Below are 6,326 nucleotides of genomic sequence, written 5' to 3' on the forward strand. Positions count from 1 at the left end.
CAGAGAGGAGAGATGACGTGGGAGATTCAACGACGATCGCTCTCAACCTGACTTTTTTCGGCACGCTCGGCCTGGCGCTCCTGATGTTCCTGGGCCTGTTCCTGCTGGTGGTCATCACCTTGCTGCTTGCCGGCGCCGGGCGGCTGTTTGTGCTGACCGTAATGGCCCTCTTTGGGCGGCTCCCCAAACACGAAACCCTCCCCCTGGTCCGCCTGACCGGGGAGTCCGTGCCGCCGTCGGGCGCCCCCGTTGAAACGCACGACGACGGCGCTGCCGCCCCGTCTGCCGGCCAGCCGGCCCGCGCCGGGGTGCTGCGCGCAAAGCCCGGCGCCCTACGGACGACAACCGGCGCAGCCCTGTCCACGATGTTTGCCCACGGCGCGGCCGCCGTGGCCGCAGTGAGCGCGCCGCGCAACTGGCGCAAAGCCCTTCAAGACGCCCGCACCTTCCTGAAACCCTCCGAACTCCGGCCCCGCTTCCACCATGCGGTGGAGCATCACCCGCTGCTCACCGCGGCCCGCAAGGAACCCCCGGTGCTCGCCGAGGGCTGGGCTGCCGCGGTGGCCGAAGCGGATGCCCGGGCCATGGCGCGCGCCCGGGCCGCCGCCCCCGAAATCAAGATCTCGGTCCGCGATCTTCCCGGCCCCTCCGTTCCCGCAGCGAAGGTGGAAGCGGTGGCTCCGTTGGTGGAGTCGGCGCTGCACCAGGACAACCCTGCGCGGGACAATTCCAACCGCGACCCCAGCCGTGAGAGCGCCGGCCTTGGGGCCGCCCGCTCCTTCACGAAGCCGCCCGCCCCCGCGCCCCTGTCCCTGCTGGACACCGGCTCGCTGGTGTCGTTGTCCGGCCACGCGAACGTCCTCAAGGCCAAGCTGCCTGCCGACCGGAGCTGAGGACCGTGCGGCTCCCGGGCCGTCACAAACCGTCACTGCCCCGGCCCGCGTTACCCCGTGCTACGAAAAGCGAAGCACCATGGCGCTTTCCTGCAGCACACCGCCGAATTTGTGTAGCGTCGTGACGATCCAGAGCAATCCGCGTGGGAAATCGATCGTGAGGAGCCGGGGAATGAGCCTCAGTGAACTTCGTGTGTTCGGGCGGTCCGGCACGCCCATCAGCCCGCTCACACTGGGCACCATGAACCTTGGCGAAGGGCCGGGCGGCGCAGCCGGCGGCCCCCAGGCCGGCGGGGCCCCACCGGCGCGGATGAAAGCATCCGCATCATCCAGACCGCCCTCGACTCCGGCATCACCGCGGTGGACACCGCCGACGTGTACTCCCAGGGTGAGTCCGAACAGGTGGTGGGCCGGGCGCTCCGCGGCCGCCGCGACGACGTCTTCCTGGCCACCAAGTTCCACGGCCAGATGAGCGCCAACCCGGGCCACTCGGGGAACTCCCGGCGCTGGATCATGCAGTCGGTGGAGGGCAGCCTCCACCGACTGCAGACGGACCGGATCGATCTGTACCAGGCGCACCGGCCGGACTACAGCAGTACGGCCTGGGCGTGCTGGCCTACGGCCCACCCCGCCGTCAGCAGTGTGATCATCGGCCCGCGCACCGAGGACCATCTCAAGGCCACGGACACCCTCCTGGGCGAGTCCGTCCTGGATGCGATCGACGAACTGGTGCCGCCCGGGACCAATTTCGTGGAGCGCGACGCCGGGGCAAGAGTGCCGTCCCTGGAGTACGCGGAACTCCGCCGCCGTTGATCGCGGGGCGGCCGCACCGCCGTCGTGCGTTGCGGAAAGCCCTTTCCCTAAATAACTATCTCCGCTAGCGTGGAAACCATGGAATTCAGATACCTCGGAAACAGCGGCCTCAAAGTCTCGGAAATCACGTTCGGCAACTGGCTGACGCACGGCTCGCAGGTGGAGAACGACGTCGCCACCCAGTGCGTACGGGCAGCGCTCGACGCCGGCATCAGCACCTTTGACACGGCGGACGTCTACGCCAACACCGCCGCGGAAACCGTCCTCGGCGAGGCGCTGAAGGGCGAGCGCCGGGAGTCCCTGGAGATCTTCACGAAGGTCTACGGCCCCACCGGCCCCAAGGGCAAGAACGATCTTGGCCTGTCCCGCAAGCACATCATGGAGTCCATCAACGGCTCGCTCAGCAGGCTACAGACGGACTACGTGGACCTCTACCAGGCCCACCGCTACGACTTCGAGACGCCGCTGGAAGAGACCATGCAGGCGTTCGCAGAAATCGTGCGGCAGGGCAAAGCGCTGTACATCGGCGTCAGCGAGTGGACGGCGGAGCAGCTCCGCGCCGGCCACGCACTGTCCAAGGAACTGGGCTTCCAGCTGATCTCCAACCAGCCCCAGTACTCCATGTTGTGGCGGGTCATCGAAGCCGAGGTTGTGCCGGCGTCCGAAGAGCTGGGTGTGTCCCAGATTGTCTGGTCCCCCATGGCGCAGGGCGTGCTGAGCGGCAAGTACCTGCCCGGCCAGCCTGCGCCCGCGGGCAGCCGCGCCACGGATGACAAGGGCGGCGCCAGGATGATCGAGCGCTGGATGCGTGACGACGTCCTCGCCGGTGTCCAGGACCTCAAGCCGATCGCCGCGGAAGCCGGGCTCTCCATGCCCCAACTCGCGGTTGCCTGGGTGCTGCAGAACCCGAACGTTGCCTCCGCCATCGTCGGGGCGTCGCGCCCTGAGCAGCTCGCGGACACGGTGGCCGCGGCCGGCGTGACACTGGAGCCGGAGACCATGAAGAAGATCGACGACGCCATCGGCTCGCTCGCGGAACGCGATCCGGCGCAGACCAAGTCCCCCGCCACCCGCGAAGCCTAGGAACTCCAGCCGTAGGCTCAGCAGCCCTCGAAGTCCGGGAGCACCCTAACCTTGTCCGACGAAGCGGAGGTGGGATCAACGGTATAGCCGATACATTTGCGGGCCAGCCTGCTGGCCAGTTCCACTCCCACAACGCGCTGCCCCATGGTGAGGACCTGGCAGCCGATGTCGATGATCTCACTGATTCTCCGGTCGGCCTGCAGGTCGGCCAGGATGCGGTTTTTGTAGACAAGGGGGTGAAAAACATGAGCGTGGACCGGCGCTACGACATCCTCGCCGCCATCGTGACCGGCGACGCCTCGCTGGCGCGAAACACAATCCGCGAGCACATGGACACCGCCGCTGCGAACCTTGTTGCGTAGGGCGCGGCACAGTCAGGCCCGTGCAGCTGCCCTGGGTTCTTAAGGATTCCTTAAAGGATGCGGGGCAGAGTTGTCTGCAGGCGGCCAACCGGCCACCTGCAGATGCCTAGCGGGAGACCTTGATGCCTGACGCAGTCCATATCCGAGCGTTTACAGCGGGTCCTCTTGCAGCGGATCAGGGAACGCCAGCCTGCGGCAGCGCCAGACCCGGCTACTGGCGCTCCCCCAAGCACCGCACTGGATGGTGACGGCGCTGCTCCTGGCCGCCGCCGTCGTCGCGCTTGGCCTGACGGTGCAGCTCATTCCCGGTGCCAGCACCGGCGAACTGAGCGTAGATCAGGACCTCAGCCGACACCACGTGGCCCTGCTCACCGGCGTGGCCATGGTCCTGAACCTACTGTTCGGTCCCGCGGCCGGGGTGCGTGATGCGCCGCCTGCTTCGAAACCGGGCCAGGCCCTGACACGGATCCGGGACGACACCTCAACGTTGACAGCGATCGTCAACGAGTTGCTCCTGGCCGCAACGGGCGGTGCGGCCGAGAGTCCCACAGAGCCCGTGGACGTCGCCGAGGTTACGGCATCGGTTGCCGATAGCCTCCGCCAAATCGCCCACGAAGCGGGCGTCGGCCTGAAAGTCACCAGCGGGGGCCGGACGCTGGCCCGAATCGATCCGAACAGCCTCCGCCGGGCCATCCTTGCCCTGGTGGATAACGCCCTCGCACATACGCCGCCGGGAGGGACGATCGCCCTTGCTACGGCAGGGACCCCACGCAGCGCCGTGATCACCGTGACCGATACCGGGAGCGGGATCAGCGGCGTCGAACGGGACAGAATCTTTGAGCGGTTTGTGCGAACGCCCCGCGTGGACGTGGCCCCGGGGCACAGGAGTTTCGGCATCGGACTGGCCCTGGTACGCGATGTGGTGACCGGTGCAGGTGGGACCGTTGAGATCGCCGGCACGGGCCCCCAGGGAACCACATGAAGATCAGCCTTCCGCTGGCCAGCGCCTGACCCGCGACGCCGTATACTCGGTGCCAGCCATGACCATCCTTCCGTCCTCCCTCGCCAGCGTCCGCATTGATGCGTGGCTGTGGGCGATCCGCGCCTACAAGACCCGCTCGGCCGCCACCGCTTCGTGCCGCGCAGGCCACGTGCGGCTGAACGGAAGCCCGGCCAAAGCCTCTGCCACTCTGGTCACGGGAGACACTGTGACGGTGCGGATGTCCGGCTTCGAACGCACCCTCGAAGTCCGCCGCCTCATCGCCAAGCGCGTGGGGGCAGAGGTGGCTTCGCACTGCTTCACGGACCACACGCCGCCACGGCCGGTGGCACCTGCGCTGGGCCTCCCGCAGCGGGACCGTGGCGCGGGGCGTCCTACCAAAAAGGACCGCCGCGAGATGGAACGGCTCAAGGGCTCCGCAACCTAGACCCCGGCCGAATGGCTAGGCTGGTAGGCAGGCAGCGCCGGTGCGCACCCCGTGCCGCGTTCGACAATTGGGTCCGTCGCCTACGTGCGGCCGCAGATCTGGGGGGGAATCATGGGCACTGATGCGAAACTCTTCATCAACGTTCCCGTCGAGTCGGCGTCCTCCTCAGCCCACGGGCTCACGGGGTTGGCTCCATGACCGGCCTCATCCTGGCCTCCGTCCGCCAGCCCGGCGAGGACGCCGTCACGGACCTGCACATCGTTGATGGCGTGGTGGCCCGCATCAGTAGCGGCGGCGGAATACCGGGCGACGCCCGCGTAGTCAGCTTGGACGGGCGCTACGTCATTCCAGGGCTCTGGGACGAACACGTCCACATGACCCAGTGGGCGCTGCACTCAAACAGGCCGGACCTGTCCGCCGCCGCATCCGCGCAAGAGGCTGCCGCCGCCGTCGGTTCTTATGTTCACGGCGCCAATCCTTCGGTCACCACCGTGGGGGTGGGCTTCCGCGACGCCTTGTGGCCGGACGTCCCCACTTTGGGAATGCTCGACGCCGCCACCGGCAACCGGCCTACCGCCCTGATCAGCCACGACCTGCATTGTGTCTGGCTGAACAGCGCTGCCGCCCGGCGGTATGGGGTGGCGGTTGACGCTGGCGGCCTGCTCCGGGAGGAACCTGCTTTTGCGCTGACCCGTGAGCTGGGCAAACTTCCGGATTCCGTGGTGGACGGCTGGGTCCGCGACGCCGCTCGTGCGGCTGCAGCCCGGGGCATAGTGGGCATCGTTGATTTCGAGATGACCTGGAACCGCGACGTCTGGCTGCGCCGCATCGACGGCGGATTCAACGCCCTCCGGGTGGACGCCGGCGTCTACCCCGAGGACCTGGAGTGGGCCCACCACGACGGCATGTGTACAGGCATAGCGCTCGACGGCGGCAAGGGGCTCCTGCGCGCCGGCCCGCTGAAAGTGCTCATTGACGGTTCGCTGAACACCCGGACGGCGTTTTGTGTGGACCCATATCCCGACGGCGGCTACGGGCTCCTGACTGTCAGCTTTGACGACTTGGTGTCCCTGCTTCGGCGGGCGCGGGAATACGGCTTTGTCCCGGCGGTCCATGCCATCGGGGATGGCGCCAACCAGGTGGCGCTGGATGCCTTCGAGCACGCAGGGATCGGCGGCCGGATTGAACACGCGCAGTTTGTCCGGACGGAGGATTTGGCCCGCTTTGGGCCTCTGGGAGTTACGGCCAGCGTGCAGCCGGTGCATGCACTGGATGACCGCGACGCCGCGGAGTCCAACTGGGGCGGCCGCACCCGGCGGGCGTTTCCGCTGAGGTCGCTCCTCGACGCCGGAGCCACGTTGGCGCTGGGTTCGGACGCGCCGGTTGCGCCGTTGGATCCGTGGGCTGCGATGTCGGCGGCCAGCACCAGGTCCCGGCAGAACGCACGCGGGCCGTGGCATCCCCAGGAATGCATCAGCCGACGGGAGGCGCTTGCCGCTTCAGCAAGGGGCCGGAACCGGATCCGGGCCGGGGACCCGGCGGACCTGGTGGTGCTCGACGCCGATCCGCTGGCCTCGCCTGACTCCGAATTCGCCGCCATGCCGGTTGCGGCAACACTGCTGGCTGGCCGCTTCACGTACGACGGCGGCCTGGCTTAGGGCCTGCCAGTATTCAACACGCGGCTATTCTGATGCTTCGGGTTTGAGGGTGTAGTTCCATTCGCCGTGCCATTGATGGCGGGTGATGGG

General features: G+C 67.8%; 7 protein-coding genes. 6 read left to right on the plus strand and 1 reads right to left on the minus strand.

Features of this window, described 5'->3' with window-relative positions:
• Positions 1-17: 17 nt before the first annotated feature.
• The 3 genes from ACVWY0_RS20745 to ACVWY0_RS20755 all read left to right on the plus strand — a co-directional run bounded on the left by ACVWY0_RS20745 (position 18) and on the right by ACVWY0_RS20755 (position 2,789).
• Positions 18-893: a hypothetical protein gene (locus ACVWY0_RS20745; RefSeq protein WP_485838365.1), complete on the plus strand. Its 876-nt coding sequence runs from the start codon at positions 18-20 to the stop codon at positions 891-893.
• Between the two features lie 351 nt (positions 894-1,244).
• Complete coding sequence (locus tag ACVWY0_RS20750) at positions 1,245-1,706, plus strand: aldo/keto reductase (RefSeq protein ID WP_485838372.1); 462 nt, start codon at positions 1,245-1,247, stop codon at positions 1,704-1,706.
• Between the two features lie 78 nt (positions 1,707-1,784).
• Positions 1,785-2,789, plus strand: coding sequence for an aldo/keto reductase family protein (locus ACVWY0_RS20755; protein ID WP_485838366.1), 1,005 nt, complete (start codon positions 1,785-1,787; stop codon positions 2,787-2,789).
• Positions 2,790-2,806: 17 nt separating this feature from the next.
• Here the strand turns inward: ACVWY0_RS20755 and ACVWY0_RS20760 are convergent, their stop codons facing one another.
• Positions 2,807-2,935, minus strand: coding sequence for a hypothetical protein (locus tag ACVWY0_RS20760; RefSeq protein WP_485838367.1), 129 nt, complete (start codon positions 2,933-2,935; stop codon positions 2,807-2,809).
• 457 nt (positions 2,936-3,392) lie between these two features.
• Here ACVWY0_RS20760 and ACVWY0_RS20765 point away from each other — a divergent pair, with 457 nt between their 5' ends.
• The 3 genes from ACVWY0_RS20765 (at position 3,393) to ACVWY0_RS20775 (ending at position 6,236) form a co-directional block, all read left to right on the plus strand.
• Positions 3,393-4,133 (plus strand): sensor histidine kinase, encoded by a 741-nt coding sequence (locus ACVWY0_RS20765; RefSeq protein WP_485838368.1) that lies wholly within the window; start codon positions 3,393-3,395, stop codon positions 4,131-4,133.
• A gap of 58 nt (positions 4,134-4,191) precedes the next feature.
• Positions 4,192-4,578, plus strand: coding sequence for an RNA-binding S4 domain-containing protein (locus tag ACVWY0_RS20770; RefSeq protein WP_485838369.1), 387 nt, complete (start codon positions 4,192-4,194; stop codon positions 4,576-4,578).
• A gap of 194 nt (positions 4,579-4,772) precedes the next feature.
• Positions 4,773-6,236, plus strand: coding sequence for an amidohydrolase (locus tag ACVWY0_RS20775; protein ID WP_485838370.1), 1,464 nt, complete (start codon positions 4,773-4,775; stop codon positions 6,234-6,236).
• Positions 6,237-6,326: the final 90 nt, after the last annotated feature.

The sequence above is a fragment of the Arthrobacter sp. UYNi723 genome (assembly GCF_054057635.1).

Coding starts and splice junctions, on each gene's coding strand:
- ACVWY0_RS20765 (WP_485838368.1), top strand. CDS start 3,393: ATGGTGACGGCGCTGCTCCTGGCCGCCGCCGTCGTCGCGCTTGGCCTG.
- ACVWY0_RS20770 (WP_485838369.1), top strand. CDS start 4,192: ATGACCATCCTTCCGTCCTCCCTCGCCAGCGTCCGCATTGATGCGTGG.
- ACVWY0_RS20760 (WP_485838367.1), bottom strand. CDS start 2,935: ATGGGGCAGCGCGTTGTGGGAGTGGAACTGGCCAGCAGGCTGGCCCGC.
- ACVWY0_RS20775 (WP_485838370.1), top strand. CDS start 4,773: ATGACCGGCCTCATCCTGGCCTCCGTCCGCCAGCCCGGCGAGGACGCC.
- ACVWY0_RS20755 (WP_485838366.1), top strand. CDS start 1,785: ATGGAATTCAGATACCTCGGAAACAGCGGCCTCAAAGTCTCGGAAATC.